The following is an 865-nucleotide window of genomic DNA, read 5'->3' as shown; positions in this document are numbered from 1 at the left end:
CTAGGGCGTATCGTCAGTTAAGTCCGAGAATTGCGGCGACGAGTTGCACGACTGCGAGGAAGGTTGATTTCATCCTGTCACAGCGCGTTGCGATACCTCTGAACTGCCTCAGTCTGGCGAAGAAGCGTTCAATGATGTTTCGTTTTTTATAAATTGAAAAACGGATTTTTCGTGGACAGATACGGTTTTTCTTTGAGGGGATAACCGGTGTGATCTGTCGTTCTTCAAGCTTTTCGATAAGCGGGTCAGCATCATAAGCCTTGTCGGCGATAAAGGCTGCAGGGTCGGCTTCATCCAGGAGAGGTTCTGCTTCAGTAATGTCGGCCCTCTGCCCTGGCGTCAGGAAAAGAGCCACAGCCTTTCCCGCAGCATCGACAATGGCGTGGATTTTGGTAGTCAGTCCGCCACGGGATCGGCCGATGGCCTGATCCGCGCCCCCTTTTTACGGGCGCCCGCACTATGCTGGTGAGCCCGCACAATCGTGCTGTCGATCATCATGTATTCGTTGTCGTGATCGGCGGCCGGATGCCGGAAAATCCGCTCGGTCACACCGCTTTCGCACCAGCGACGCAGCCGCCGGTGCACGTTCTTCCAGTACCCGAAGCGCACAGGCAGATCACGCCAGGGAATGCCCGCGCGGTAACGATACAGCACTGCTTCCACAAACAGGCAATTATCCGCAGCCGTGCCTCCGACATGACCTTCACGACCCGGGAGGAAATCCTTTATCCGCTCCCACTGACCGTCGCTCAGACCATACCGACGCATTCACTCTCTCCCCGTTCCAGAAACAGGAAGAAAAAATCACAGATCAGACGAGAGTACAAGCGGCATAATCCTCCCGCTTAACTGACGACACGCCCTA

At 55.0% G+C, this 865-nt stretch carries 1 protein-coding gene; it reads right to left on the bottom strand.

Annotation, left to right across the window (positions count from 1 at the left end):
• Positions 1 to 13: 13 nt before the first annotated feature.
• A protein-coding gene (locus GOB93_RS20975) for an IS5 family transposase (RefSeq protein WP_173585279.1) occupies positions 14 to 768 on the bottom strand; the annotation gives its coding sequence in 2 pieces (ribosomal slippage) (positions 14 to 444 and positions 444 to 768; 756 coding nt in all).
• Positions 769 to 865 lie beyond the last annotated feature (97 nt).

Origin of the sequence: Acetobacter musti (assembly GCF_011516835.1) — a bacterium.
GTDB lineage: Bacteria > Pseudomonadota > Alphaproteobacteria > Acetobacterales > Acetobacteraceae > Acetobacter > Acetobacter musti.
The sequence above is the reverse complement of the archived record's forward strand: the minus strand, read 5'-3'. Positions and strand labels throughout refer to the sequence as shown.